Origin of the sequence: Bifidobacterium platyrrhinorum (assembly GCF_010667645.1) — a bacterium.
GTDB lineage: Bacteria > Actinomycetota > Actinomycetes > Actinomycetales > Bifidobacteriaceae > Bifidobacterium > Bifidobacterium platyrrhinorum.
This window is the reverse complement of the sequence record NZ_WHZV01000007.1, coordinates 100,334-124,800: the sequence shown is the minus strand read 5'-3', so window position 1 is coordinate 124,800 and position 24,467 is coordinate 100,334. Positions and strand designations below refer to the sequence as shown.

23 protein-coding genes, 1 pseudogene and 1 riboswitch are annotated in these 24,467 nt (G+C 68.0%); of the genes and pseudogenes, 21 read left to right on the top strand and 3 right to left on the bottom strand.

Features of this window, described 5'->3' with window-relative positions:
- Nucleotides 1-18: 18 nt before the first annotated feature.
- The 7 genes from argC to GFD21_RS08430 all read left to right on the top strand — a co-directional run bounded on the left by argC (nucleotide 19) and on the right by GFD21_RS08430 (nucleotide 7,583).
- Nucleotides 19-1,113 carry an N-acetyl-gamma-glutamyl-phosphate reductase gene (gene argC / locus GFD21_RS08460; RefSeq protein ID WP_163197537.1) on the top strand — a complete coding sequence of 365 codons (1,095 nt, stop codon included), beginning with the start codon at nucleotides 19-21 and terminating at the stop codon, nucleotides 1,111-1,113.
- Entirely contained in the window at nucleotides 1,110-2,282 is a 1,173-nt protein-coding gene (argJ, locus tag GFD21_RS08455) for a bifunctional glutamate N-acetyltransferase/amino-acid acetyltransferase ArgJ (RefSeq protein WP_163197536.1), read from the top strand. The genes argC and argJ overlap by 4 nt, the downstream gene beginning before the upstream one ends.
- 145 nt (nucleotides 2,283-2,427) lie before the next feature.
- Entirely contained in the window at nucleotides 2,428-3,384 is a 957-nt protein-coding gene (argB, locus tag GFD21_RS08450) for an acetylglutamate kinase (protein ID WP_101621637.1), read from the top strand.
- Nucleotides 3,374-4,723 (top strand): acetylornithine transaminase, encoded by a 1,350-nt coding sequence (locus GFD21_RS08445; protein ID WP_163197535.1) that lies wholly within the window; start codon nucleotides 3,374-3,376, stop codon nucleotides 4,721-4,723. Before argB ends, GFD21_RS08445 begins: the two co-directional genes overlap by 11 nt.
- Before the next feature lie 62 nt (nucleotides 4,724-4,785).
- The gene (gene argF / locus GFD21_RS08440) at nucleotides 4,786-5,751 is read left to right on the top strand and encodes an ornithine carbamoyltransferase (protein ID WP_163197534.1); all 966 of its coding nucleotides are present in this window, start codon (nucleotides 4,786-4,788) and stop codon (nucleotides 5,749-5,751) included.
- On the top strand, nucleotides 5,748-6,257 hold the full coding sequence (locus tag GFD21_RS08435) for an arginine repressor (protein WP_163197533.1): 510 nt from the start codon (nucleotides 5,748-5,750) through the stop codon (nucleotides 6,255-6,257). The genes argF and GFD21_RS08435 overlap by 4 nt, the downstream gene beginning before the upstream one ends.
- A gap of 87 nt (nucleotides 6,258-6,344) precedes the next feature.
- Nucleotides 6,345-7,583, top strand: a complete 1,239-nt coding sequence (locus GFD21_RS08430; protein WP_163197532.1) for an argininosuccinate synthase — start codon at nucleotides 6,345-6,347, stop codon at nucleotides 7,581-7,583.
- A 98-nt stretch (nucleotides 7,584-7,681) separates the two neighbouring features.
- On the opposite strand, the gene GFD21_RS08425 is transcribed toward GFD21_RS08430, so the two are convergent.
- A complete protein-coding gene (locus tag GFD21_RS08425) occupies nucleotides 7,682-8,407 on the bottom strand; it encodes a response regulator transcription factor (RefSeq protein WP_163197565.1) in 726 nt (241 codons plus the stop codon).
- A complete protein-coding gene (locus GFD21_RS08420) occupies nucleotides 8,407-9,810 on the bottom strand; it encodes a sensor histidine kinase (protein WP_163197531.1) in 1,404 nt (467 codons plus the stop codon). Before GFD21_RS08420 ends, GFD21_RS08425 begins: the two co-directional genes overlap by 1 nt.
- 301 nt (nucleotides 9,811-10,111) lie before the next feature.
- Between GFD21_RS08420 and GFD21_RS08415 the strand changes: the two genes are divergently transcribed.
- From GFD21_RS08415 to GFD21_RS08400, 4 genes are all read left to right on the top strand, one after another.
- On the top strand, nucleotides 10,112-11,077 hold the full coding sequence (locus GFD21_RS08415; RefSeq protein WP_225431755.1) for an ABC transporter ATP-binding protein: 966 nt from the start codon (nucleotides 10,112-10,114) through the stop codon (nucleotides 11,075-11,077).
- Nucleotides 11,078-11,115: 38 nt separating this feature from the next.
- A complete protein-coding gene (locus tag GFD21_RS08410; RefSeq protein WP_163197529.1) occupies nucleotides 11,116-12,438 on the top strand; it encodes an ABC transporter permease in 1,323 nt (440 codons plus the stop codon).
- On the top strand, nucleotides 12,425-13,825 hold the full coding sequence (locus GFD21_RS08405; protein WP_163197528.1) for an ABC transporter permease: 1,401 nt from the start codon (nucleotides 12,425-12,427) through the stop codon (nucleotides 13,823-13,825). Before GFD21_RS08410 ends, GFD21_RS08405 begins: the two co-directional genes overlap by 14 nt.
- Before the next feature lie 183 nt (nucleotides 13,826-14,008).
- A complete protein-coding gene (locus GFD21_RS08400) occupies nucleotides 14,009-14,851 on the top strand; it encodes an HAD family hydrolase (RefSeq protein ID WP_163197527.1) in 843 nt (280 codons plus the stop codon).
- A gap of 21 nt (nucleotides 14,852-14,872) precedes the next feature.
- On the opposite strand, the gene GFD21_RS11345 is transcribed toward GFD21_RS08400, so the two are convergent.
- Complete coding sequence (locus GFD21_RS11345; protein ID WP_163197526.1) at nucleotides 14,873-15,988, bottom strand: ATP-binding protein; 1,116 nt, start codon at nucleotides 15,986-15,988, stop codon at nucleotides 14,873-14,875.
- Nucleotides 15,989-16,164: 176 nt separating this feature from the next.
- Between GFD21_RS11345 and GFD21_RS08390 the strand changes: the two genes are divergently transcribed.
- From GFD21_RS08390 to GFD21_RS08345, 10 genes and pseudogenes are all read left to right on the top strand, one after another.
- Nucleotides 16,165-16,305 carry an HAD hydrolase family protein gene (locus tag GFD21_RS08390; RefSeq protein ID WP_404801571.1) on the top strand — a complete coding sequence of 47 codons (141 nt, stop codon included), beginning with the start codon at nucleotides 16,165-16,167 and terminating at the stop codon, nucleotides 16,303-16,305.
- Between the two features lie 235 nt (nucleotides 16,306-16,540).
- Complete coding sequence (argH, locus tag GFD21_RS08385; RefSeq protein ID WP_163197525.1) at nucleotides 16,541-18,013, top strand: argininosuccinate lyase; 1,473 nt, start codon at nucleotides 16,541-16,543, stop codon at nucleotides 18,011-18,013.
- A gap of 133 nt (nucleotides 18,014-18,146) precedes the next feature.
- Nucleotides 18,147-18,249: riboswitch (TPP riboswitch) on the top strand.
- A 187-nt stretch (nucleotides 18,250-18,436) separates the two neighbouring features.
- The gene (gene thiS / locus GFD21_RS08380) at nucleotides 18,437-18,631 is read left to right on the top strand and encodes a sulfur carrier protein ThiS (RefSeq protein ID WP_034526307.1); all 195 of its coding nucleotides are present in this window, start codon (nucleotides 18,437-18,439) and stop codon (nucleotides 18,629-18,631) included.
- A 48-nt stretch (nucleotides 18,632-18,679) separates the two neighbouring features.
- Nucleotides 18,680-19,549, top strand: a complete 870-nt coding sequence (locus tag GFD21_RS08375; protein WP_101621613.1) for a thiazole synthase — start codon at nucleotides 18,680-18,682, stop codon at nucleotides 19,547-19,549.
- On the top strand, nucleotides 19,549-20,358 hold the full coding sequence (gene thiF, locus GFD21_RS08370; RefSeq protein WP_163197524.1) for a thiazole biosynthesis adenylyltransferase ThiF: 810 nt from the start codon (nucleotides 19,549-19,551) through the stop codon (nucleotides 20,356-20,358). The genes GFD21_RS08375 and thiF overlap by 1 nt, the downstream gene beginning before the upstream one ends.
- Before the next feature lie 100 nt (nucleotides 20,359-20,458).
- Nucleotides 20,459-20,845, top strand: coding sequence for a rhodanese-like domain-containing protein (locus GFD21_RS08365; RefSeq protein WP_163197523.1), 387 nt, complete (start codon nucleotides 20,459-20,461; stop codon nucleotides 20,843-20,845).
- A 176-nt stretch (nucleotides 20,846-21,021) separates the two neighbouring features.
- A complete protein-coding gene (locus GFD21_RS08360; RefSeq protein ID WP_318643750.1) occupies nucleotides 21,022-21,534 on the top strand; it encodes an HD domain-containing protein in 513 nt (170 codons plus the stop codon).
- A complete protein-coding gene (locus GFD21_RS08355; RefSeq protein ID WP_225431746.1) occupies nucleotides 21,531-22,565 on the top strand; it encodes a putative ABC transporter permease in 1,035 nt (344 codons plus the stop codon). The genes GFD21_RS08360 and GFD21_RS08355 overlap by 4 nt, the downstream gene beginning before the upstream one ends.
- Before the next feature lie 212 nt (nucleotides 22,566-22,777).
- On the top strand, nucleotides 22,778-24,100 hold the full coding sequence (tyrS, locus tag GFD21_RS08350) for a tyrosine--tRNA ligase (RefSeq protein ID WP_163197522.1): 1,323 nt from the start codon (nucleotides 22,778-22,780) through the stop codon (nucleotides 24,098-24,100).
- A gap of 142 nt (nucleotides 24,101-24,242) precedes the next feature.
- Nucleotides 24,243-24,467, top strand: a pseudogene (locus tag GFD21_RS08345) (helicase); the annotation flags it as partial.

Sequence of the window (24,467 nt, the reverse complement as noted above, 5' to 3'; positions counted from 1 at the left end):
TGAAGTGAAGGACGTGATATGGCGAAGTACACGGTGGCCGTGGCGGGTGCCACGGGCTATGCGGGAGGCGAGGCGCTGCGCATTCTGGCCGCCCATCCCGATTTCGAAGTGACCTGCGTGGCGGGCCATTCCTCGGTGGGGGACAAGCTTGGCAAGCACATGCCGCACATCCCGCAACTGGCCGATCTGACCGTCGAGGACACCACCCCCGAGGTCCTGAACGGCCACGACGTGATCATCCTCGCGCTGCCGCACGGCGCCTCCGGCAAGCTGGCGTCCCAGCTCGACCCGGATGCGGTCGTCGTCGACCTCGGCGCCGACCACCGCCTCGAGGAGAAGAGCGCGTGGGACGAGTTCTACGGCGGCGACTTCTACGAGCATTGGACCTACGGCATGCCCGAGCTCATCACCGGCAAGGCCGCCGACGGCTCGTACACGCGCCAGCGCGCCGAGCTGCCCGGAACCAAGCGCATCGCCGGACCCGGCTGCAACGTGACCGCCACCACGCTGGCGTTGCAGCCCGGCGTCGCCGAAGGCCTCGTCGAGCACACCGACATCGTCGCCGACCTCGTCGTCGGCTATTCCGGCGCCGGCAAGAACCTCAAACGCGCCAACCTGCTCGCCGCCGAGGCGTTCGGATCCGCCCTGCCGTACGGCGTGGGCGGCACGCACCGCCACATCCCCGAGATCCTGCAGAACCTCGCGCACGCCGCCGGTCTCGACGCCGCTGCCGCCGACGGTTTCACGCTAGGTTTCACGCCGGTGCTCGCCCCGATGGCGCGCGGCATCCTCGCCTGCGTGAGCGCGAAGATGACCGACAGGGCGAAGGCGCTGAGCGACGAGGAGATCCGCGCCGCGTGGGCCCACGCCTATGAGGGGCAGGACTTCATGGTGCTGCTGCCGGAAGGCGTGCTCCCGGCCACCGCGAACATCATCGGCTCGAACGCCGCCCACCTGCAGGTCGTCACCGACCGCAAGGCCGGCCGCATCATCGCCTTCGCCGCCATCGACAACCTCAACCGCGGCACCGCCGGCCAGGCGGTGCAGTCCCTGAACATCGCCCTGGGCCTTCCCGAAGACCAGGGCCTGACCAAGATCGGAGTCGCCCCGTGAGCGTCACATTCGCACAAGGATTCGCCGCATCCGGCGTCGAGGCGGGCATCTCCGCCGTCGCCGGCAAGAAGGATCTCGCACTCGTCGTCAACAACGGCCCTCTCGACGCGGCCGCCGGCGTGTTCACCTCGAACCGCTTCTGCGCCGCGCCCGTGCAGTGGTCGCGCAAGGTCGTCGCCGACGGGCACGTCAAGGCCGTGATCCTCAACTCCGGCGGCGCCAACGCCTGCACCGGCGAAGAGGGCTACGCGCAGTCCAAGGCCACCGCCGAGACCGTCGCCGCGCTCGTCGGCACGGACCCGGACGACGTGGCCGTGTGCTCCACCGGCCTCATCGGCGAACTGCTGCCGCTCGACCACGTGCTCGACGGCGCGAAGGCCGCCCACGCGGCCCTCGCCGCCACGCCCGAAGCCGGCGCGGACGCCTCGCACGCCATCATGACCACCGACACCAAGCCCAAGACCGTCGAACTCGAAGGCTCCAATGGCTGGAGGATCGGCGGCATGGTCAAGGGCTCCGGCATGATCGCCCCGCAGCTGGCCACTATGCTGTGCGTCATCACCACCGACGCCGTCGTGAGCGCCGGACAGCTCCAGGCCGCGCTCGCCGTCGCCGCCGAACACTCGTTCAACCGCATCGACGTGGACGGCTGCATGTCCACCAACGACACGGTGCTCCTGCTCGCCTCCGGCGCCTCGGGCGTCGAACCCGACAAGGACGAGTTCAACGCGCTCGTCAAGAAGGCCTGCGCCTCCCTCGCCCGCCAGATCATCGGCGACGGCGAAGGCGCCAGCCACGACATCCGCATCACCGTCACCGGCGCCACCACCGAGGACGCGGCGCTCGCCTGCGGCCGCGCCGTCGCCGCCTCCAACCTGCTCAAATGCGCGATCAGCGGCAACGACCCAAACTGGGGCCGCATCGTCTCCTCGCTCGGCACCGTGCCGCCCGAGGTCGCGCCCTACGAGTCCGACAAGGTGACCGTCGACGTCAACGGCGTGCGCATCTGCGAGAACGGCGGCGCCGGCCGCGACCGCTCCGAGGTCGACATGACCCCGCGCGAGGTCCACATCGACATCGACCTCAACGCCGGCGACGCCGAGGCGACCGTCTGGACCGACGACCTCACCCACGAATACGTCCACATCAACGCCGACTACGAAAGCTAGTTCCGGCGGTGCCCGGGGCGGCTGCCGATATTCATCATCCGACACGCTCCGGGCCGCTCAGGCCAAGTCTTTACGGTCTGACGACGAATATCGGCAGCCGCCCCTCGTTTTCCGTTGAAGAGGCGGCGATAAACGAAAGAAGAACATGTCTACTGAACTGAAAGGCCCCGGATTCCATTTCGACGTGCACACCGACCTGCGCGCCGACCAGAAGGCCGAAGTGCTCATCGAGGCGCTGCCGTGGCTCGAGGAGTTCGCCGGCCAGCGCATCGTCGTCAAGTACGGCGGCAACGCGATGATCGACGAACACCTGAAGCAGTGCTTCGCCGAGGACATGGTGTTCCTGCGCCAGGTGGGCCTGCACCCGATCGTCGTGCACGGCGGCGGGCCGCAGATCTCCCAGATGCTCAAGGCGCTCGGCATCAAGTCCGAGTTCAAGGGCGGCCTGAGGGTCACCACGCCCGAGGCGATGGACGTGGTGCGCATGGTGCTCACCGGCAAGGTGTCGCGCGAGCTCGTCGGCCTCATCAACGCGCACGGCCCGCTCGCCGTCGGCCTGTCCGGCGAGGACGGCGGCCTGTTCTCCGCCATGCAGCGCCGGCCCGTCATCGACGGCAAGGCCACCGACATCGGCCTCGTCGGCGACGTGGTCTCCGTCGACGCCTCCGCCGTCGAGGACCTCGTCAACGCGGGCCGCATCCCGGTCGTCTCGTCCGTCGCCCCGAACGAGGACGACGCCACCGAGGTGCTCAACGTGAACGCCGACTCCGCGGCGGCCGCGCTCGCCTCCGCCGTCGGCGCGCACAAGCTCGTCATCCTCACCGACGTGGACGGCCTGTACGCCGACTGGCCCGACCGCAACTCGCTGATCGGCCGCATCGGCGTGGAGAACCTGCGCGACATGCTGCCCGACCTCGAATCCGGCATGCGCCCGAAGATGGAGGCCTGCGTGCGCGCCATCGACGGCGGCGTGCCCCAGGCGCACATCATCGACGGCCGCAAGCCGCATTCCATCCTGAACGAGATATTCACTTCCGCCGGCATCGGCACCATGGTCGTGCCCGAGGACGGCATCGAGATGAGGAGCTCCTATGTCTTCTGATGCGAACACCACCGCGAACGCCGCGTCCGTCGCCTCGGCCGCGACCGCCCTGAGGGGCGGCGAGACGCTCGGCCCCAAGGACGCCGAATGGCTGGGGGAGTACTCCCAGGTGCACATGAACGTGTTCGGCACGCCGCTGCGCGTGATGGACCACGGCAAGGGCACCCGCGTCTGGGACGTCGACGGCAACGAATACCTCGACTTCCTCGGCGGCATCGCCGTCAACTCGCTGGGCTACGCGCACCCCAAGTGGGTGAAGGCCGTCGCCGACCAGGCCGCGAAGGTCGCCCACGTGAGCAACTACTTCGCCACCGAGCCGCAGATCGAGCTCGCCGCGCGCCTCGTCAAGCTGGCGGGCGCCCCCGAAGGCTCGCACGTCTACTTCGGCAACTCGGGCGCCGAAGGCAACGAGGCGGCGCTGAAGCTCGCCAAGCTGTACGGCCGCACGCTGCCCGGCGCCGCGCCCGCCATCGGCGGCAAGCCGGCCCGCATCATCGCCCTGACCAACGGCTTCCACGGCCGTACGCTCGGCGCGCTCTCCGCCACGTGGAAGCCCACCATCCGCAGGCCGTTCGGCCCGCTCGTGCCCAACATCGAATTCGTGCGCGCCGGCGACCCGTTCGCCCTGTACGAGGCGTTCAGCGAGACCGGCGTGGGACACTACGGCAAGGGCCCGGTCGCCGCCGTCATCATGGAGCTCATCCAGGGCGAGGCCGGCGTGAAGCCTTTGGGCGCCGACTACGTCAAGAAGGTGCGCGAGATGTGCGACATCAACCACGCGCTGCTCATCATCGACGAGGTGCAGACCGGCATCGGCCGCACCGGCGCATGGTTCGCCTTCCAGCGCGAGGACCTGTCCGGCGGCGTCACCCCCGACATGGTCACCTTCGCCAAGGGCGTGGCCGGCGGCTTCCCGATGGGCGGCATGATCGCCTTCGGCACGAAGCTGTCCGCCCTGTTCACCCCCGGCTCGCACGGCTCCACCTTCGCCGGCAACCCCCTGGGCGCCGCCGCGGCGCTCGCCACGCTCGACGTGATCGAGGAGGACGGGCTCGTCGCCAACGCCGAAGCCCGCGGCGCGCAGCTGCGCGACGGCCTCATGGCCTGCGGCAACCCGCTGTACGTGTCCACGCGCGGCCGCGGCCTGCTCGACGCGGTCGAACTGGCCCACCCGTGCGCGCACGCCGTGATGAACTGGTGCCTCGAACGCGGCCTCATCGTCAACGCGGTGCGCGCCGACGCGCTGCGCTTCGCCCCGCCGCTCATCGTGTCCGAGAAGGACATCGACGACGCGATCGCCATCCTCAAGGCCGTCCCCGGCGACCTGCCCGACGACTGATCGGCGTCTTTTCCGCCGACCGCAACCTCCCCGTCACCCGCACACCCGAAAGGACCATCATCATGACACCAGAACTGCGCCACATGCTGCGCGACGACGACCTGAACCACGAGGAGCAGAAGCAGGTCCTCGAACTCGGCATGAAGTTCCGCGAGAACCGCTTCTACCACCAGCCGTTCGCCGGCCCGCAGGCCGTCGCCGTGCTGTTCGACAAGCCCTCCACCCGCACGCGTTCCAGCTTCTCCATCGGCGTGGCCGAACTCGGCGGCTACCCGCTCGTCATCGACAAGTCCGGCTCCCAGCTGGGCCGCGGCGAGCCGGTCGGCGACACCACCGAGGTGCTTACCCGCATGGCCTACGGCCTGGTGTGGCGCACGTTCGGCCAGGACCGCGTCGAGGAGATGGCCGCGCACGCCACCTGCCCGGTCGTCAACGCGCTGACCGACGACTTCCACCCCTGCCAGATCCTCGCCGACTTCCTCACCATCGCGCAGTTCCGCGGCGGCGTGGACGCGCTCAAGGGCAAGACCATCGCCTACGTGGGCGACGCGGCCAACAACATGTCCAACTCGTATCTGCTCGGCGGCGCCGTCGCCGGCATGCACGTGCGCGTCGCCGGCCCGCAGGGCTATCTGCCCCGCCCGGACATCGTCGCCGACGCCGAGCGCATCGCGGCCGAGAACGGCGGCTCCATCCTCGTGACCACCGACGCGAAGGAGGCCGTCAAGGACGCCGACTGCGTCTTTACCGACACGTGGGTGTCCATGGGCGAGGAGGCCGAGTACGCGATCCGTTCCAAGCCGTTCTGGCACTACCAGGTCAACGACGAGCTCATGGCGCTCGCCAAGCCGGACGCGCTGTTCCAGCACTGCCTGCCCGCATACCGCGGCAAGGAGGTCACCTCTTCGGTGATCGACGGCCCGCAGTCCGTGGTGTGGGACGAGGCCGAGAACCGCCTCCACGCGCAGAAGGCGCTGCTCACCTGGCTGGTCGGCAAGCAGCGCGGCGACGAAAGCCTGCTCGCATGAGCCAAACGCGTCCGTCCCTCCACCGTCCGGCCACGCGCGCCGCGCGTCTGAGCGCCATCGAAGAGGTGCTGCTCACGCACATCATCACCTCGCAGTCCCAGCTGTCGTCGATTCTCGCCGACGAGGGCATCGCGGTGACGCAGGCGACGCTGAGCCGCGACCTCGACGAGATGAACGCGTTCAAGAAGCGCCTGCCGGACGGCACGATGGCCTACGCGGTCGGGCATGACGCATCGGGCGACGAGCAGCAGGACTCCGCCAAGGCGGAGGCGCAGATGTCGCGCGTGCTGTCCGGTCTGGTGACCTCGGTCGCGGCGGCCCGCAACCTCATCGTCATCCACACGCCGTCCGGCGCCGCCCAATACGTCGCCTCGGTGATCGACAAGCAGCCGATCGCCGGACTGCTCGGCACCATCGCCGGCGACGACACGGTGATGGCGATCTGCAAGGACGACGAGACGGCCGTCGCCCGCGCCGACTGGCTGCTCGCCCTCGCCTCCAAGTGACGCGCGTACGCATGCTGGACACGCCGTGCATAAATATGCAGACTTCTGTATATACTTGCATCAGTTTGTTTTGAAGAAAGGCATCCCATGGCAGATAACAATCGACTCGTGCTCGCCTACTCCGGCGGCCTCGACACCTCCGTCGCCATCTCCTACCTCAAGGAGCGCACGGGCAAGGACGTCGTCGCCGTGTCCCTCGACGTCGGCCAGGGCGGCGAGAGCCTCGAGACCATCAAGCAGCGCGCCCTCGCCTGCGGCGCCGTCGAGGCCTACGTGGTCGACGCCCGCGACGAGTTCGCCAACGAATACTGCATGAAGGCCCTCAAGGCCAACGCCATGTACGAGGGCGTGTACCCGCTGGTCTCCGCCATCTCACGCCCGCTCATCTCCAAGCACCTCGTGCGCGCCGCCCACCAGTTCGGCGCCGACACCATCTCCCACGGCTGCACCGGCAAGGGCAACGACCAGGTCCGCTTTGAGGTGTCCATCGCCTCCATCGACCCGACGCTGAAGGCCATCAGCCCGATCCGCGACCTCGCTCTCACCCGCGACGTGGAGATCGCGTTCGCCAAGGAGCACAAGCTGCCGATCACGCAGACCGAGAAGAGCCCGTACTCCATCGACCAGAACGTGTGGGGTCGCGCCATCGAGACCGGCTTCCTCGAGGATCCGTGGAACGGCCCGACCAAGGACTGCTACTCCTACACCGACGACCCGGCGTTCCCGCCGGTCGAGGACGAGGTCGTCATCGAGTTCAAGCAGGGCGTGCCGGTCAAGATCGACGGCCGCGACGTCACCCCGCTGCAGGCCATCGAGGAGATGAACCGCCGCGCCGGCGCCCAGGGCATCGGCCGCATCGACCTCATCGAGGACCGCCTCGTCGGCATCAAGTCCCGCGAGCTGTACGAGGCCCCGGGCGCCGTGGCCCTCATCACCGCGCACCAGGAGCTCGAGAACTGCTGCCTCGAGCGCGAACAGCACCGCATCAAGCGCGACATCGACAAGCGCTGGGGCGAGCTGGTCTACGATGCGCAGTGGTTCAGCCCGGCCACCCAGTCCCTGAACGCGTTCATCGAGGACACCCAGAAGTACGTGTCCGGCGAGATCCGCATGGTGCTGCACGGCGGCCGCGCCGTCGTCACCGGCCGTCGCTCCGACAGCTCGCTGTACGACTACAACCTCGCCACCTACGATTCCGGCGACAGCTTCGACTCGAAGTCCTCCAACGGCTTCATCGACATCTACGGTCTGCCGAGCCGTGTCGCCGCAGCCCGCGACGTCAAGTTCGGCAACGGCATCGAAGTGCCGGACAACACCGTCGAGTAAGACGGATGGCCTGGCGCGGGCCGCCTGAGGGATGCCCGTGTCGGACTTCCTTGGAAGGGGACCGGTTCTCGCCGGTCCCCTTTTGGTTTCGGCCCGTATCAGCGATGGGCGTTGATCCACAGGATGGCGAGCTGGGTGCGGTTGGTCAGGCCGAGCTTGTCGAGCGCGCTGCTGACCCGGTTGCGCACCGTGCCTTCGCTGAAACACAGCCTCTTCGCGATGTCGCGGTTGTCGAATCCCTCGGCCACGAGCGCCGCGACCTCGCGCTCCCGCTCGTTGAGCATCGACTCCAGCGCGGCCGCATCGGCCGAAGACGCGCCGTGGCCTCGCATCGATCCGGCAGCCGATGCCCTACGCCGTTTCGTCGGGGAGACCGGGCCGTCCGCAGGAGCGGCCGCACGGCCGTCGCCGTCGTCGCCCGTCAGTTTGCCGAGCACGTCGGAACCCAGCACCACCTGACCGGCCATGACCGCCTGCAGCGCCGGCCCCACGGCCGTGACGTCCTGTTTGATGAGATAGCCCTTCGCGCCCAACGCCATCGCCTGCGTGATGTACGCGCGGTCCGCGAACGTGGTCAGGAACAGGATGCGCGCCGCCGGGTCGCGTTCCAATATCTCCCGCGCCGCGTCGAGTCCGTCGCGCCCCGGCATCTGGATGTCGATGAGCAGCACGTCCGGTCGCGTGCCCGGCGAGGCGAAATACCGTGCGACCGCATCGTCGCCGTCGTTCGCCGTCCACAGCGCCTCGGCCGCCCCCGTGGCGGTCAGAATCGTCTCCAACGACTGGCAGACGATCGGATCGTCGTCCACGATCGCGATACGCATCATGCACCCGCCTTCCCGTGAGCCTCCCGAGTTCCATGGCCTCCATATGACCCACGATTGTCCGAAGTTCCGCGGGCTCCTGTATCCGAAGCCTTCCGCGCGTCGCCGTCCGCGGCCCAACGTGCCTTCGGGATCGAAACGAACACGCGCCAACCCCCATCGTAGGGCCCGCAGTACGCGGTGCCGCCCAGGGCACGCACCCGGGATCCGATGTCGGCGATGCCCATGCCGTGCGGGGGAGCGCCGGCGGGATCCGCGTCGTCGCCCGATGGGACCGCGGGGCCGGGGTCGGACACGACCAGCTGCCAGAATGCGGGGAAATCCCGCAACGTCACCCGCGCCTCGCGCGCCATGCTGTGATGCGCCACGTTGGCCAATGATTCGCGGATCACCGTGGACAGGCACCGTGAGACCGGTGCGGGGGCCGCGTCGATGTCGTTCTCCAGACGAACCTCCAACCCCCGTTCCGGTCCGATGCCGCCGTCCGTGCCCGCGGAGGCGGCGAACGACCGGGCCGCGTCCTCGATCTGTGCGGCGAAATCGGTGCCGTCGTCCTCCAGATCGTGCACGGACCGGCGCACCATCGTCATCGCGTCGTCCAACGTCGCGCCCAACGAGCCGAACCCTTGCGCGGCGACGGCGTCGCCGGTCGCCTCGGCCACCGCACGCCCCGCCTGCGCCTGCATGATCGCGCGGGTCAGCAGATGGCCGACGTTGTCGTGGATGTCGCGGGCGATGCGCGTGCGCTCGCCGAGCGTCGCCATGCGCACCGACTGCGCGCGTTCCTCATCCATGTCGGCGATCCTGATCCTGGACGAACGCGACGATTCGCGCAGCCGGTCCTCGGTCCTGCGCAACGCGCGGCGCAGCGTGGGTACATCACGCGAATCCACGCCCATCAGGAAACCGATGCACGTCGACGCGACCAGCAGCGCCGCCGGAACGACATCGCCGCCGAGGCGCGCCTCGACCATCGTCGGGACCAGCGGCACCGCCCACAGCCAACGCATGATGGCCGGTATCGGATGGGAGAGCAGACCGGAACGATCCGTATGATTCGCGATCGGCGGAATCCCGTGCCCGTTGCCGGTCCCGTTCCCCGCCGTCACCGGAGTCGCACGTCGTCCGCCGATTCCGCGCCGTCCCGTCATCCGGATCCGCGCCATATCGAAGGCGACGAGCGGCAGGAACAATCGGCAGTCCGGGGCCGCCACGGCGATGAGGCAGAACGCCGTCACGGGCAGGAACGCCAAGCGCCTGCCGGACAACCATTCGGACAGGCCGGAGACGATCACGGCCAGCAGCATCGCCGTGACCAACGCCGCATCCACCGCGACATGCGCGACCGGCGCGAACGCAAGACACAGGGCGAGCAGCAGCCCCTTCCCGATCATCGTCCGCATGGAACCTCCGCCGCCCGCATCGAACCGTCAGCCTCCAGCCTACCCGCTTCATCGCGGCGCGCCCGTGCCTCCCGGCCCGTTTCCGCCGCGCCCCGCCCCGATTCCCGTTCCGATTCCCGTTCCGCCGGACGATCGGTGACGAATGTCACCGGCTCCGGCCGGAGCCGTGACGTTTGCAGATGGCATGCCGCACCGGCGGGTGGGACGATGGAGGCAACACCCACGGAAGGGAGTCGACATGACGGACCATACGACCGACCACACGACCACCGTGACCCCAACGCCGACGGCGGCGCCGGCCATGTCGCCGGCATCCGCCCCGGACGCCGCGACCCCGGCCGTCAGCGTGTCGAAACTCGTCAAACGCTACGGCGACATGGTGGCGCTCGACCACTTCGACCTCGACATCCGGCGCGGCGAGATCTTCGGCCTGCTCGGACCCAACGGATCCGGCAAGACCACGGCCATCAACTGCATCCTCGCCCTGCTCTCCTACGATTCGGGCACGATCCGCGTGTTCGGCGAGCCGATGACCCCCACCAGCTACGCGCTCAAACGGCGCATCGGCCTCGTCCCGCAGAACGTCGCAGTGTTCAACGAGCTGACCGTCGAGGAGAACATCGACTACTTCTGCTCGCTGTACGTGCCGAAGAAGGCCGACCGCGCTCCGCTCGTCGAAGAGGCGATCGACTTCGCCGGACTCGGCGAATTCCGCCGGTACCGCCCCGGCAAACTCTCCGGCGGCCTGCTGCGACGCCTCAACATCGCGTGCGGCGTCGCGCACAAACCCGACCTCATCTTCTTCGACGAACCGACCGTCGCCGTCGACCCGCAAAGCCGCAACGCGATCCTCGAAGGCATCGAACGGCTCAACGCGGCCGGCGCGACCGTCGTCTACACGAGCCACTACATGGAGGAGGTCGAACGGATCTGCGACCGCATCCTCATCATGGACCACGGCCGGCATCTGGCGCTCGGCACCGCCGACGAGCTCAAATCCATGATCGACACCGGCGAACGCATCACCGTCGAAACGCTCGACCTCGACGAGGCGACGCTCGACCACGTGCGTGCCCTCGGCTTTGTCATCGAAGCGGACTGGGACGGCCGCGAACTCGACGTGCGCTGCCGCCGCGGCGACCACAACCTCGTCGACCTGCTCGGCGTGCTGCGCGCCGCCGGCGTGAACGTCGGCCACCTCACCAGCCGGCCGCCGACACTCAACGACGTGTTCCTCGAACTGACCGGCAAGGCGCTGCGCGACTGACCGGCGCACGCCGCACGCCCCACGGAAAGGAGGCAACCATGTGGACCACATTCGTCATGACGTTGAAGACGAACCTGCGCAACAGGCAATCGCTGTTCTGGCTCATCGTGTTCCCGATCGCGCTCGCCACCCTGTTCAACGGCCTGCTCGGCAACCTCGCGGAAGGCTACGAGCTGAAAGCCCTGCCCGTGGCGGTCGTCGAGGACGCGAACTGGAAGGCGTCGCCCGGCGCAAAGGCGTTCATCGACGGACTGTCCGGCAAGGGAGACGACAACGGTGCCGTCGGTGGCGGTGCCGTCGGTGGCGAAGACGGCGCCGCCGACACGACGGGGGAGGGCTCCGGCGCCGCCGGCGAAAACGGCTCCGCCGGCGTGAACGTCACCGTCACCAAACTGCTCGACGCCAAGACGGTCGCCACCCTCGACGAGGCGCGCGCCAGACTCGCCGACGGCACCGCGAAAGGCTATCTGCACGTCGACGCCGACGGACGCATCCGACTGACCCTGTCATCGCGGGCCGCGGAGGCGATGAACGGACCCACGGCCACCGACTCGAACGGCGCCGTCACCGTGGCCGCGCTCTCCGGCGTGATCGACCTGTACAACCGGACCGACGCGGCGACCCGCGACCTGCTCCGACGCCACCCGGAGGCGCTGCAGGCCCGCGCGTTCTGGTCGTCCATCGGCGACATCGCCGATACGACGCGTGAGACCACGCTCACGAACTCCACGCCGAACGTGATGGCCCGGTATTTCTACGCGCTACTCGGCATGGCCTGCCTCATGGCCATGGGGTATTCAATCACCGCGGTCACCAGCGCGCAGGCGAACCTGTCCGCGTTGGGCATCCGGCGCACGGTCGCGCCGCTCGGCCGCGGACGGCAGCTCGCGGCCGGATTCCTCGCCAGCTGGCTGTGCTCCGACGTGAGCCTCACCATCGCGCTCGCCTACATCCGCTACGTGTGCGACGTGCCGTTGGGCGGACGCGAGCCGGCCGCCGTGGCCGCCGTCGCGGTCGCCTCGTTCATGGCGTGCGCGTTCGGCACGATGATCGGCGCGATCCCGGGACTCAGGCACAGCGTGAAGATCGGCCTGACGAGCGCGATCCCGTGCACGCTGTCCCTGTTCTCCGGCCTGTACGGCGGCTTCGCGATGCAGCTGAGCGACTGGATCACCCGCCACGCGCCCGTCTTCGCGCTCATCAATCCCGCACAGCAGGTGACGAACCTGTTCTACGACATCCTCTACTACGACGACTACCGTCCGTTCGCCACGACCTGCGGCGTGCTCATCGCGATGAGCATCGTGTTCCTGGCCGCCGGCGTCGCCATGCTCAAGGAGCAACGCTATGAACACCTGTAAGGCCACGCTGCGCGTGCTCGCCGCGCACAAGCTGTACATCATCATCTACCTGGTGCTGATCGGCATCATGATGCTCGCCATCAGCGGTTCCGCGTTGTTCGGCGACCGGAACGCCGCGGCCGACGTGTACGAGCCCGGCCGTGCCACCGTCGCCGTCATCGACCGGGACTCCGACCGCGGCGGCGTCGCCTCCTCGCTGCGCGCGTACCTCGCCGCGGACGACGACGTGGTCGACCTCGCCGACGAGCCGCAGGCCCTGCAACAGGCGGTCGCCTCGAACTGGGTGGACCTCATCGTCATCATCCCGGACGGCTACGCGGACAAGTTGCTCGACTCCGCCACATCGAGCGGTGCGGACGGTTCGTCCGGCAAGGTCCCGGCCGTCGAGACCGTCACCAGCTACACGTCCGGCGCCGGGTCGATGGCGTCGATGGCCATCGGCGGATTCCTCTCGCTCACGCGCACCGAACTGATCGGCACGAACGTGACCGGCACGACCGACGCGGCCGATCCGACCGGCACGACCGACCAGACCGGTATGACCGGCACCGTCACGCGCCCCGAGCTGGACGATCTGACCACGGCGACGACGCGGGTGCGCGCGCTCGCCCGCGACAGGAACGCGAACCACGCGATCGCCGTGGACCACACCGACGCGGAAGCGGCCGCCGACGCCGACGCCGCGTCCGCGGGGGAGCGGACGGCGGCCGGCTTCGGCTCCACGATCAAATCGGCCCTCTACCCGTTGTTCCTTGCGATGACCGTGTGCACGGCGCTTGTGTCCGGCGTGTTCAACGCGGGGGAGACGCGGCGCCGGCTGTTCGCCTCACCGCAGCGCTCCTCGACGATGGGCATGCAGCGCATGGCCACGTTGTGCGGGTTCGCGCTCGTCGTGGTCGCCGTCTACCTGCTCGCCGCGGTCGCGCTGATGCTCGCCGCCGGACTCGACCCCATGTCCCTCGCGCCCGCCGGCGTGGCGATGACGATCCTGTCCGCCTGCGTATACGCGCTGATGACCGTCGCCTGCGGATTCCTGCTCGGCGAGGCCGGGGTGGGCGACACGATGGCCAACGGTTTCGCCAACGTGTTCGGCCTGCTGCTCCTGTTCACCTCGGGACTCTCCCTGCCGGTGGACATGCTCCCCGAGTCGATGCTCGCCGTCGGGCGGATGCTGCCCGGCTGGTGGTATTGCACGGCGATCGACGACGCGCTCGGCATCGGCACGGCCTCGTCCGGCGGCGTCGACGCGGCGGGGTGGGCGACGGGCACCGGCATCGTCGCGCTGTTCGCCGTCGCGTTCGTCGCGTTGGGACTCGCCGTCGGCCGTATCCGTCGTTCCCGTCCCGCTCCGGTCTCCGCCGCCGTGACACAGCTCGCCGAGGCGTGACGGGTACGTGGACGTCGGCGGAATCGGGGGTTCCGCGGCGGCGCCTGGCCGGGCATGGGACCGGTCCGGCGCCGTACGTGTATGCGGCCGCGTGCGCGACCGTATGCGCAACGTATGATGGTGGCGGATTGTGACGACCGATTTCCGCGGGCGGCGGGTTCCGCGGGACAAGGAGAGCGAAGTATGGGCGCGAAGAAATTGGTGTTCCTCGACATCGACGGCACGTTGGCGGACGAGAGGCACGTGGTGCCCGAATCCGCGAAGGAGGCGTGCCGCAAGGCGCAGGGGAACGGGCATCTGCTGTTCATCTGCACCGGACGCTCCCTGCCGAAGATCGAGAAGAGCATCCTCGACCTGGGCTTCGACGGCGTGGTCTCCGTGGCCGGCGCGCAGGCGAACATGGGCGACGAGATCCTGTTCCAACGGTTCGTCGATCCCGAGGCGGTGGACGCCGCCGACGCGTATTTCAAGGCGCACGGCATCGAGGCGTACCAGTGGCAGGGCGCGGACGGCATGTACATCTCGGAAGGCTACGCACGTCACCTGAAATCGAAGGGCAAGGCGTTCGACCGCGGCGAATTCGCGCGGTTCTGGCACCGGATCGACGAGGTGGACGTGCCGGAAGGCTCCACGCTGGGACGGACGATCCACGTGTCCAAAGGCTCGTATTTCACCGCCCCCGACCCGGATGTGACGTTCGAAGAGACGAAACGCGACCTCTCGCCGTGGTTCACGCTCGTGCACGGCTCGTACGACAAAATCTCGCCGAACAACGGCGAACTGCTCATCAACGGCGTCGACAAGGGCACCGCGGTACGCGAGGTCGCCGCCCGGCTCGGCATTGACGTCGCCGACACGATCGCCGTGGGCGACTCCGACAACGACACGGCCATGCTCAAGGCCGCCGGCACGTCCGTCGCCATGGGCAACGCCATCCACGGCATCGAGCAATGGTGCGACTTGCAGACCACCGACATCCACGACGACGGCATCGCCAACGCGTTCAGGGAGCTGGGACTGATCTGAGATGGCGAGGAGGTCGCTGCCTTACATGTCCTTGAAACTCACCAGCGACACATCGTCCGCCTGCGCCGCACGGCTTGTGACATGTTCGTCGAAGCCGTTTCTGGAGAAGAGCATGTAGTATCCGTGCTTAGGATGCAGGAGTTCAGCCCGGCTGCGCAGCGTTTCGAGCTGGCGCAGCCCGGTCGGGACGCTGCGCCACTTGCATTCGCAGAACAGCATGGTCTTCGGATCCTCCCCGGTGGCGACGATGTCGATCTCCTCCTGGATGCGGGCTCTGGGGTCGGCTCCCCACCAGCGTCCGGAGTCGAGTATGAGGAACGGCAGTTCTCCGGTCGTGTCGTGCGCCCACAGCCATTGCGTGCAGATGTCCTCGAACACAGGTCCCATGAAGTCGTTGATCGATCGCGTGATGCGTTCGGTGGCGATGTTCGCGTTGCCTGACTGGATCAGCGGCAGGTTCGCCGGTACGTAGCGGTACCAGAATCGGAAGAACGAGTCCTTGATGAGGTAGATTGTCTTGCGTGGCGCGTGTTCGCCGAACGGGGTCTCCTTATAGAGGATGCCCAAGTCGATGAGGTTGCGCAGGTACGTGGCGCATGATGCGGTCTCCATGTGGCATGCCGTGGCGATGACGTTCGTCCGCGAGGCTCCTGATGCGATGGACTGGATGACGGCGTTGTATTCGGACGGCGAGCGCAGCTCCTGCTTGAGCAGGTTGCCGGGCTCTTCGAACAGGTAGCAGTCCGGATCGATGATGTTCCAACGGATGTTGTCCGTGATGCTTTCGGCGTCGTCGAACTGTCTGAGATATTGCGGGATTCCGCCCGTCAGACCGTATGCGATGGCCGCATCCTCGGCGCCGTATCGGGGCAGGAACGTTCGCGTGTCGGCGTAGCCGAACGGCTCCACCTTGATCTGCGCGGTGCGGCGCCCATATAACGGACTGGAGTATCCGAGCACCTGGCGTTCCATGAACGACATCGATGAGCCGCAGAGGATGATCATGAGCCGGCTATCGTCCTTGTGCCGGTCGATGGCGTGTTGCAGGACGGAGCTGATGGACCGGTCGGCCTTCGCCAGATAGGGGTATTCGTCGATGACGAGTGCGAGGCGTTTGCGTCGGGCGAGCGAGAACACCGCTTAATGACGACCTTCTCGCGGCGAGATGAGATTTATAGAATCGTAATTTACTAAATTATGATTCTATAAATAATCGTGTCTCTGGCAAACGAGATGGCCGTGTCGTATGCGGTTGTTCGCGGGGCGATTGGTTTTCGGCTGGCATTTTGCGGAAACGGAGGGCGACCTACGCCATGGCGAGGCTCAAGGCCGTCGGCACGTCCGTCGTCATGGGCAACGCCATCCACGGCATCGAGCAATGGTTCGATTTGCGGACCACCGGCACCCATGACGACGGCATCGCCAACGCGTTCAGGGAGCTGGGGCTGATCTGAGAGAAGTTGGGACGTTGCTGCGTCATTATTCATGACGATGGTCCCAACTTCATAAACCATTTATGAAGTTAGGACCGGAACTTCATAAACCATTTATGAAGTTGCGCGACAGGAGTGAACGGCGGGAGACCTCGCCACCATGCACGGGTGAGGGGCATCGTGTGCTATGTAGTCCGACGCTGATAGGCTGGCATACGGTCTGAAACGTTAGAACACCAACCTTGAGGAGACCTGCATGGCCGAAAACACCGAACACCTCGCCCTGTGGGGCGGCCGCTTCACCTCCGGACCGTCCGCCGCGCTCGCCCGCCTGTCCAAGTCCACCCAGTTCGACTGGCGACTCGCCGACGACGACATCGCCGGATCCCGCGCCCACGCGCGCGCCCTCGGCCGCGCCGGGCTCCTCACCGACGACGAGCTCAAGCGCATGGAGGACGCGCTCGACACGCTCCAGCGCCACGTGGACGACGGCAGCTTCGCGCCCATCGAGGACGACGAGGACGAGGCCACCGCGCTCGAGCGCGGCCTCATCGACATCGCCGGCGACGAGCTCGGCGGCAAACTGCGCGCCGGCCGCTCCCGCAACGACCAGATCGCCTGCCTCATCCGCATGTGGCTGCGCCGCCACGCGCGCGTCATCGCCAAGCTCCTCATCGAACTCGTGAACGCGCTCATCGCCCAGAGCGAGAAGGCCGGCCGCACCGTCATGCCCGGCCGCACCCACATGCAGCACGCCCAGCCCGTGCTGCTCGCCCACCAGCTCATGGCCCACGCCTGGCCGCTGTTGCGCGACATCGAACGCCTCATCGACTGGGACAAGCGCATCAACGCCTCCCCGTACGGCTCCGGCGCGCTCGCCGGCAACACGCTCGGCCTCGACCCAGAGGCCGTCGCCCGCGAGCTCGGCTTCTCCCGCGTGACCGACAACTCCATCGACGGCACCGCCTCGCGCGACCTCGTCGCCGAATTCGCGTTCGTCGCCGCCATGACCGGCGTCGACATCTCCCGCCTTTCCGAGGAGATCATCATCTGGAACACGCAGGAGTTCGCGTTCGTCAAGCTCGACGACGCCTACTCCACCGGCTCCTCGATCATGCCGCAGAAGAAGAACCCGGACATCGCCGAGCTGGCGCGCGGCAAGTCCGGCCGCCTCATCGGCGACCTGACCGGCCTGCTCGCCACCCTCAAGGGCCTGCCCACCGCGTACGCGCGCGACCTGCAGGAGGACAAGGAGGCCGTGTTCGACCAGGTCGACACGCTCGAGGTGCTGCTGCCCGCGTTCACCGGCATGATCCGGACCATGCGCTTCGATGCGGAACGTCTCGAGGCCGAGGCCCCGACCGGCTTCGCGCTCGCCACCGACATCGCCGAATGGCTCGTCAAGAACGGCGTGCCGTTCCGCCACGCCCACGAGCTCTCCGGCGCGTGCGTGAAGATCGCCGAAGGCCGCGGCCAGGAGCTGTGGGACCTCACCGACGAGGACTTCGAGTCCACGTTCGCCGCGTTCCTGCCGGCGGAGAAGGCACCGGGCGTGCGCGAGGTGCTCTCCAGCCACGGTTCCGTCGACTCCCGCAACGGCAAGGGCGGCACCGCCTACGGCCGCGTGCGCGAGCAGATCGCCGACGCCAAGCGCGAGGTCGAGGAGCTCAAGGTCTTCGCCGACTCCACGTCCGACGGCCCCTCCTACAAAGCCCCCGGCACGTTCTAGCCTCCGGTCGGCCCGGCCGGGGCCGGTCCGTCCGTCTCCGGCATCCGGCGCCCGGCATCCGGCACGGCCCGCGTACCAGGCCCCGCACACCGCGTGCGGGGCCTTCTTGTCATCGTCGACATCTACACTGGGCCTCAGCACGAACGGGAGCCCGAAGGGCTGAGAGGAAGCGCCAGCTTCGACCGGGGAACTTGACGCGGGTCATGCCGCCGTAAGGAATCGTCTTCTTTCGCCAAGGCCTCGGGTCTCGGAAGGTCCCGAAAGCCTCGTTCGCACCAGATAACCAAGCCGTGTGGCCGGGCATCCGCGCCGCATGGTCGCATGACCGGGTTCATGAATGGGCGCACCACTTAGGGTACGGTTCCTTTCGTGCGCCCTTTTTTAATATCCGGATCGAGAATCCGGAAGGGAGAACGAGGACTTATGCAGGTCAACGGAGAGCAGGTCACGCTCGACGCGCCCGTCAGCGTCGCCGATTATCTCGAGGCCCACGGCTTCAGGGCCGAACGCGTCGCGATCGAACTCAACGGCGAGATCATCCCGCGCGACAAGCGCGGCGAGGCGATGCTCGACGACCAGAGCGTCATGGAGATCGTCCAGTTCGTCCAGGGCGGCTGATCGGCCGTCCCGAGGCAAAGAACCACAACCCAAGGAAGGGAAACCATCATGAGCAACATCAATCCGGTCACCGAGGCGTCCGTCGAGGCGACGCCGCTGCCGCCGCAGCCTTCGGTCGTCAACCCGGTCGGCACCGCCGCGCCGATCCTGCCCGTCGAGGACAAGCCGCTCAACCTCGGCGGCCACGAGTTCCACTCGCGCTTCATCCTCGGCTCCGGCCGCTACGACCTGAACCTCATCAAGGCGACCGTCGAGCATGCGGGCACCGAGATCGTCACGATGGCGCTGCGCCGCGCCACCACCACCGAGAACAGCGTGCTCGACTACATCCCCGAGGGCATCACGCTGCTGCCGAACACGTCCGGCGCGCGCAACGCCGAGGAGGCGGTGCGCATCGCCCGCCTCGCGCGCGAGGTGTGCCACACCGACTTCGTCAAGGTGGAGATCGAGCACGAGACCAAGTACCTCCTGCCGGACAACGCCGAGACCATCCGTGCCACCGAGATGCTGGCCAAGGAGGGCTTCGTCGTCATGCCGTACATGTTCCCCGACCCGATCGCCGCACGCCAGCTCGAGGAGGCGGGCGCCGCCGCCGTCATGCCGCTCGGTTCGCTCATCGGCTCCAACATGGGCCTGCGCATGCGCGACTTCATCAAGATCATCATCGCCAACGCGAACGTGCCGGTCATCATCGACGCGGGCATCGGCCGGCCCAGCCAGGCCGCCGACGCGATGGAGATGGGCGCGGACGCGGTCATGGCGTACACGGCCGTCGCCTCCGCCGGCAACATTCCGCTCATGGCCGAGGCGTTCAAGCACGCCATCGACGCCGGCCGCGCCGCCTACCTCGCCGGACTCGGCAAGGTGACCGAGGGCCAGGCCGTGCCGTCCAGCCCGACCACGGGGTACCTGCACTGATGGCGTTCTCGGACGAACAGCTCGAACGGTATTCCAGGCACCTGATCCTCAAGGGATTGGGCGTCAAGGGGCAGAAGCGGCTGCTGGAGTCCGGCGTGCTCATCGTCGGCGCGGGCGGGCTCGGCTCGCCGGCCGCGCTCTACCTCGCCGCCGCCGGCGTGGGCCGCATCGGCCTCGTCGACGGCGACGTGGTGGACCTGAGCAACCTGCAACGCCAGATCATCCACACCACCGCGTCCGTCGGCGAGCCGAAGGTCGAATCCGCGGCCAGGGCGATCCGCGCGCTCAACCCGGACGTCGCCGTCGAGACGCACCACACGCTCGTCGACGCCGGCAACGTCGCGGACCTCATCGCCCCGTACGATCTGGTCATCGACGCGACCGACAACTTCTCCGCGAAGTTCCTCGTCAACGACGCGTGCGTGCTCGCCGGCAAACCGTTCATCCACGCCGGCGTCGTCGGATTCGCCGGGCAGGTGATGGACGTCGTGCCCGGCGCGGGCCCCTGCTACCGCTGCATCTTCCGCGACATGCCCGCGGCCGGCGAGATCCCCACCTGCCGTGAGGCGGGCGTGCTCGGCGCGGTCGTCGGCGTGATCGGCAGCCTCGAGGCGACGGAGGCGGTCAAGCTGATCGCCGGCGTGGGCGAGCCGCTCGTCGCGCGCATGCTCACCGTCGACGCGCTCACGATGAACATCCGACGTGTGCCGCTGCCCAAGCGCGTGCCCGACTGCCCGGTGTGCGGCGAGCACCCGACCATCACCGCGCTCGACCCGGACCGCTACATCCAGCCCGCCTGCGCGATCTGACGAAGACGGCGGGACGGCGTCTTTCCTCGGCCCCTGCCGAGGAGGGGCCGTCGGCGAAGCCGACCGGGGAAAAGACCAACCAAGGGGGAGAAGAAGAACAATGCCCATCGCATGGCATGCCGATAGCAACGCCGCGGACGCGGCCACGGACTCGCCCGATACCGTCGAATCCGCGATCCGCCGCATCACGCCGGCCGAATTCGCCGCGCTCGACCCCGCGGACGTCACGCTGCTCGACCTGCGCGAACCGGCCGATGTGGCCGCGCACCCGATCGAAGGCGCCATCAACGCGCCGCTCGACCCGCTCGCGCAGGTCCTGAAGACCGTGCCGAAGACGCGCACCGTCGTCATCTTCTGCGCGGAAGGCTGGTGGAGCGAGGAGGTCGCCGAGATCCTCGCCGACCGCGGCTACGACGTGGCGAGCCTGGAAGGCGGGTTCCGCGCCTACCGCGAGTACCTGCGGGACCGACAGTCGCGAGGGGAATGACCAAGGACGCCCGGGAGGACCCGCCCGTCTGCAATCGCCTTGTGAATCATCCCCGCGGACGAACGCGCGCGACACATCCCCTCCATACAATCGGCACCGTATTGGAAGACCGGACGGCCGGCGGAACATATGGACCCGCCGCCGTCCGCACCGACGACCGATGGGGGATTGACATCGTGGGACGTCTGCTCACCCGAGCGCAGATACGGCGGCTCGTCGCCGACAACGGGCGCGAGGTGCTCGAACACCCGAACATGCAGCGTGAACGCGCCAACTACCAGCACGGCAACGTGTCCACGTTCGCGCATTCCATCCGCGTGGCGTGCCTGGCCGTCTGGCTGGCCGACCGCGCGCACCTGTGGGGCCGCGTCGATCTGAAGTCGCTCGTGCGCGCCGCGCTGCTGCACGACTACTTCCTGTACGACTGGCACGACTGGGACGCGGGCGCGCACCGGCTGCACGGGTTCACGCACGGCAACGCCGCGCTGTGCAACGCCCTGCGCGACTTCCGGCTCAACGCCATCGAACGCGACTCCATCTCCTGCCATATGTTCCCGATGACGCCCACCCCGCCCAGCTACGTGGAGGGATGGCTCGTCACCGCCGCGGACAAGCTGTCCGCCACGCGGGAGACGTTCTCCCTCGACCGGTTCAACAGGGGGAAGCGGCCGGCGGGAGGCGCACGATGAGCATCACCGTGATGAGCATCGCCGCATCGATGGCACCGGCGCCGTTTTCCATGATGACGGACGTCGCGGTGGCGACGGTCCTCGCGGACGCGGCCTCCCCGGCGCCGCAGTCCATCTCCTCCGCGCCGTCCCCGCTCGTCATCGCGGAATACCTGTTCCTGTGGTTCCTGTTCTACAGCCTGTGCGGCTGGGTGTACGAGTCGATCCTCGTCTCCGTGCAGCAGCGACGCCCCGTCAACCGCGGCTTCCTCAACGGCCCGTTGTGCCCGATCTACGGCACCGGCGCGGTGCTCGCCGTCGTGCTGCTGGGCGGCATACGCAACCCGGTGGCGCTGTTCCTGACCGCGTCCGTGGGCGCGTGCATCCTCGAATACCTCACCTCGTGGGCGATGGAGAAGCTGTTCCACGCCCGGTGGTGGGACTACTCGCATTTCCGGTTCAACCTCAACGGGCGCATCTGCCTGCTCGGCGCGATCGTGTTCGGCATCGGCGGCATCGTCATCGTCGACGTCGTCCAACCGCAGGTGGAGCGCGTCACCTCCCTGATCCCGCTCGCCGCGATCCACTGGATGTGCGCCGTGTTCCTCGTGCTCATCGTCGCCGACACCGTGGTCACCGTGGTCGGCATCGTCGGCTTCGAACGGAGCCTCGAACAGTTCCAGGCGGCCGTCGCCAGATACGGCGACGCGTTCGGCGAAGTGCGCGAGAAGGTCGGCGACGCGCTCGGCGACGCCACCGGCCGCGCCGCCGAGCTCGCCGCGGACGTGGCCGCCGGCGCGAACGAACGGCTCGGCGGCGTGCCGGGCAGGGTCGGCGGCAAGGTGGGCGAGCGTCTCGGCGAGTCGCTGCAGTCCGGCCGTGAGATGTCGACCGAGTTCATGCTGCGTGTGCGCGAGGCTGCCGGCAAGGCGTTCAACCGCCAGCAGCGCCGTATGATCGCCTCGTTCCCGCGCCTGAAGGCCACGCGCAACGACGAGGCCCTCCAGCAGCTGCGCGAGGCGTTCGAACGCCTGCGCCGCAACGGTAGGTGAGCGCCGCGGGCCCGTGCGCGAGTGGCCGCGTGGCCGCGGACCCATGGCGGGCCGGCATGGCGAGGCCGGCATGACGGACCGGCATGACGGACCGGCATGACGCGAAGACCCGCGCGGCGCGACCTGTCGTCGTGTCCTGCGAGACTTGGAGACGCCCGAAACCAAGCCGGGTTCATGTCAATCACACAATTCGATAGGGAGAGCGACCAGTTATGGCTCACGTCATCGACTTCAAAGAGGCGGGGTTCGACACCCTGCTCGATGAGCTGGAATGGCGCGGGTTGATCTCGCAGTCCACGGACCGCGATCGACTCGCAGCTGCGTTGAACGGGGAGCCGATCACCTATTATTGCGGTTTCGACCCGACCGCAGCCTCCCTGCATATCGGCAACCTCGTGCAGCTCATCAACATGCGCCACCTGCAGGCCGCGGGCCACCATCCGATCGCGCTGGTCGGCGGCGCCACGGGCCTCATCGGCGATCCGCGCCAGTCGGGCGAGCGCACGCTCAACCCGAAGGACGTGGTGGCCGGCTGGGCCGAGCGCCTGAAGAAGCAGATCGGCGGCATCCTCGTCACCGAGGGCGCCAACCCGGTGCGTTTCGTCTCCAACTACGACTGGACCGCGCGGATGAGCGTCATCGACTTCCTGCGCGACGTCGGCAAGAACTTCCGCCTCGGCACCATGCTCGCCAAGGACACGGTCGCCCGCCGCCTCAACTCGGAGGAGGGCATCTCCTTCACCGAGTTCAGCTACCAGGTGCTGCAGGGCAACGACTTCCTCCACCTGTACGACGAATACCGCTGCACGCTCGAGCTGGGCGGCTCCGACCAGTGGGGCAACCTCACCTCCGGCCTCGACCTCATCCACAAGGTGCGCGGCGTGGACGTCAACGTGTTCACCAGCCCGATCATCACCGACGCGTCCGGCAAGAAGTTCGGCAAGTCCGAGGGCAACGCCGTCTGGCTCGACCCGACGATGCTCTCGCCGTACAAGTTCTACCAGTTCTGGATCAACCGCCCGGACGTGGAGATGGAGAGCCTGCTCAAGGCGTTCACGTTCCTGCCGAAGGCGGAGATCGAGCGCCTCGTCGAGGAGTCGAAGACCAATCCGGGCCGTCGCGAGGCGCAGAAGGCGCTCGCCTGGGAGGTCACCAGCTTCGTGCACGGCGAGGCCGCCACGCAGGCCGCGATCGACGCCTCCGCCGCCCTGTTCGGCCGCGGCGGCGACCTGGCCGACATCGACGCGGAAACGCTCGAATCGGTGCTCGAGGGCTTCAAGGTCGTCGACGAGAACGGCGGGCACGTGTTCCCGTCCGTCGAGGCGGGCGTGCGCGTGATCGACGCCGCGCAGGCCGCCGGCCTGTTCAAGTCCGCCTCCGAGGCGCGCCGCGCCGTCAAGTCCGGCGGCGTGTACCTCAACAACGCGCGCGTGGAGGACGAGGAGGCCGTGCTCGGCGAGTCCGACTTCCTGCAGGGCCGCTTCGCGCTGATCCGCCGCGGCAAGAAGGCCCTCGGCGCGGTCGAAAGGCACTGACCTCTCTCGTATCCCATGCGGGGCGGTCGCACCGGTGCGCCGGCCGCCCCCGTCCATGACGGTGTGACGGTCCCCGTCATGCCATGGCATTCGTGCACACATTCGTTCACACAAGTTCGTCCATCAGGAAAGGCATACACATATGGCAGAAGGCAACGAGCGTTCCGGCAAGTCGTTCGGCGGGCGCAAGGGCGGTTACGGCCACGGCGGTTCCGGCCGTCCGGGCTCCCGCGGCGGCAACGGCTTCAAGCCGCGCGGTAAGGGCGGCAAGTCGTTCGGCGGCTCCCGCGGCGGATACGGCAAGTCCGGCGGTTTCCGCAAGGACTTCCACCGTGACGGCGACCGCGATTTCCGCCGCGACGGCGAC

Bases quoted from the DNA above. Each gene is read 5' to 3' on its own strand.
- argB (WP_101621637.1), top strand. From the start codon at position 2,428: ATGTCTACTGAACTGAAAGGCCCCGGATTCCATTTCGACGTGCACACC.
- GFD21_RS08390 (WP_404801571.1), top strand. From the start codon at position 16,165: ATGGCGAGGCTCAAGGCCGTCGGCACGTCCGTCGTCATGGGCAACGCC.
- argC (WP_163197537.1), top strand. From the start codon at position 19: ATGGCGAAGTACACGGTGGCCGTGGCGGGTGCCACGGGCTATGCGGGA.
- GFD21_RS08410 (WP_163197529.1), top strand. From the start codon at position 11,116: ATGTGGACCACATTCGTCATGACGTTGAAGACGAACCTGCGCAACAGG.
- GFD21_RS08405 (WP_163197528.1), top strand. From the start codon at position 12,425: ATGAACACCTGTAAGGCCACGCTGCGCGTGCTCGCCGCGCACAAGCTG.
- thiS (WP_034526307.1), top strand. From the start codon at position 18,437: ATGCAGGTCAACGGAGAGCAGGTCACGCTCGACGCGCCCGTCAGCGTC.
- GFD21_RS08430 (WP_163197532.1), top strand. From the start codon at position 6,345: ATGGCAGATAACAATCGACTCGTGCTCGCCTACTCCGGCGGCCTCGAC.
- GFD21_RS08400 (WP_163197527.1), top strand. From the start codon at position 14,009: ATGGGCGCGAAGAAATTGGTGTTCCTCGACATCGACGGCACGTTGGCG.
- GFD21_RS08435 (WP_163197533.1), top strand. From the start codon at position 5,748: ATGAGCCAAACGCGTCCGTCCCTCCACCGTCCGGCCACGCGCGCCGCG.
- argH (WP_163197525.1), top strand. From the start codon at position 16,541: ATGGCCGAAAACACCGAACACCTCGCCCTGTGGGGCGGCCGCTTCACC.
- GFD21_RS08425 (WP_163197565.1), bottom strand. From the start codon at position 8,407: ATGCGTATCGCGATCGTGGACGACGATCCGATCGTCTGCCAGTCGTTG.
- argF (WP_163197534.1), top strand. From the start codon at position 4,786: ATGACACCAGAACTGCGCCACATGCTGCGCGACGACGACCTGAACCAC.
- GFD21_RS08420 (WP_163197531.1), bottom strand. From the start codon at position 9,810: ATGCGGACGATGATCGGGAAGGGGCTGCTGCTCGCCCTGTGTCTTGCG.
- GFD21_RS08375 (WP_101621613.1), top strand. From the start codon at position 18,680: ATGAGCAACATCAATCCGGTCACCGAGGCGTCCGTCGAGGCGACGCCG.
- GFD21_RS08415 (WP_225431755.1), top strand. From the start codon at position 10,112: ATGTCGCCGGCATCCGCCCCGGACGCCGCGACCCCGGCCGTCAGCGTG.
- GFD21_RS08445 (WP_163197535.1), top strand. From the start codon at position 3,374: ATGTCTTCTGATGCGAACACCACCGCGAACGCCGCGTCCGTCGCCTCG.
- GFD21_RS08355 (WP_225431746.1), top strand. From the start codon at position 21,531: ATGAGCATCACCGTGATGAGCATCGCCGCATCGATGGCACCGGCGCCG.
- tyrS (WP_163197522.1), top strand. From the start codon at position 22,778: ATGGCTCACGTCATCGACTTCAAAGAGGCGGGGTTCGACACCCTGCTC.
- thiF (WP_163197524.1), top strand. From the start codon at position 19,549: ATGGCGTTCTCGGACGAACAGCTCGAACGGTATTCCAGGCACCTGATC.
- GFD21_RS08365 (WP_163197523.1), top strand. From the start codon at position 20,459: ATGCCCATCGCATGGCATGCCGATAGCAACGCCGCGGACGCGGCCACG.